This window comes from Massilia sp., assembly GCF_032106685.1.
Classification (GTDB): Bacteria; Pseudomonadota; Gammaproteobacteria; order Burkholderiales; family Burkholderiaceae_D; genus Telluria.
On record NZ_DAMCPG010000095.1, the window covers coordinates 1 to 1,639 of the forward strand.

The window sequence follows — 1,639 nt, forward strand, 5'->3', positions numbered from 1 at the left end:
AGATCGATGATACCCGCTTGCAGGCCATCCGCCGCCGCATCGAGGAAGTGGTTGGTGATGCGCCACAGCTCGCCAAGCTCGCCCTCGAGCAGATGGTGACGAAGCATAATCCCGACCTCAAGGGCACAGCAGGCTCGGCCGGTCGCGTCGGCGCGCAGTCCGGCAATGTCTCCGAGCTCACCGCCATCGCCAACCTCAAGCCCGGCGGCGCGGATCGGCTGAAACGCATATTCGGGCTGGTGAACGGCAATTTCGACGGGGCGCAGAAGGTCGGCACGCTGCACAACATGCGGTTCGTGTTCTTCGACAACGACACCCGCATCCTGTTCGCTACCGCCTATGACGGCGACTGGGACACCTATATCAACGACTTCGCCACCAAGATCCCCGATCTGATGGACCTGATCTTCGCCTCGGTCGAGGGCTGGCCGGGCATCGCCAGCCCCGAGGTCAAGGACTTCATCGCCGAGCATCAGATCACCGCCGCCGGCTGGTTCGTCGCCAATCCGCAGGTCACCGTCGTCGATGTGCGCCGGCTCTAACGGCTCGAACATGCCGTCAACGAATTCCTGGACAAGGTGGGCTGAGCCATGGCGATCCTTCAGAAACTAAAAGAGCACTTCTCGCGGGATAGCGTCACGCTCGACCTGCAGGACATCCAGGCGCTGATCCTCAGAAGCCGGCCGGAACCCTATGTCGGCGTTCACGCCATGCTCCATTTCGACGAGGCAGCGGGAGCCCGCAATCTTCTCGGCCGGCTGGCACCGCATATCGCTTCGGCCGACAATTGGAGCGAGGATCTCGATTTCTGGATCGGCGCTGCGCTCAGCTTCGAGGGTCTGAAGGCGCTCGGCGTTCCCGACGCCCAGCTCAAGACCTTTCCGCTCCCGTTCCAGCAGGGCATGGCCGCACGCGCGGAGCAGCTTCGCGACTTCGGACCCAACGCGCCGGAAAACTGGGAAGACGCGTTCAAGCCGGGCAACTGCCATCTCGCGCTGACCATCTACGCGGTCGACGATGATGCGCTCGACAAGGCGCTGGCGACGGCGCGCACCGAACTCGACCGGAGCAGCGGCGTCACCTTGCTCGGCGAGCATCGCTTCGGCGCGCCGGACGGCGCGAAAAACCCGTTCGGTTTCCGGGATTCGATCTCCCAGCCCGCAGTGGAGGGCAGCGGCGTTGATCCGCTGCCAGGCGAGGAGCGGCCGATCAAGGCCGGCGAATTCATCCTCGGCTATGAGAGCGAGAACGGCCAGCCGCTCGGCATGCCCGAGCCTGCGGTTCTCGGAAGGAACGGCACCTTCGTCGTAATGCGCAAGTATAACAGCCGGGTCGGTTGCTTCAACGCCTTCCTCAAGGCACACGGCGACACGCCGGAGGAACGCGAGCGCCTTGCCGCCAAGATGTTCGGGCGCTGGCGCTCCGGCGCACCCTTGACGCTGGCGCACGATCACGACGATCCCGACCTCGGCGCCGATCCGCAGCGCAACAACGACTTCACCTTCAAGGACGATCCCAAAGGCCGCGTCGTGCCGCTCGGCTGCCATATGCGACGGCTCAATCCCCGCGATTCCGAGTTGACGCTGCTCACCGACGTCAACATCCACCGCATCATTCGCCGTTCCTCGACCTTCGGGCC

General features: G+C 64.3%; 2 protein-coding genes. Both read left to right on the top strand.

What is annotated here, in order from left to right:
• The first annotated feature begins 2 nt into the window (after positions 1-2).
• The gene (locus RT688_RS23695) at positions 3-542 is read left to right on the top strand and encodes a hypothetical protein (RefSeq protein ID WP_409521984.1); all 540 of its coding nucleotides are present in this window, start codon (positions 3-5) and stop codon (positions 540-542) included.
• Positions 543-590: 48 nt separating this feature from the next.
• The coding region (locus RT688_RS23700; RefSeq protein WP_313707273.1) for a peroxidase at positions 591-1,639 on the top strand (1,049 nt) is incomplete at its 3' end.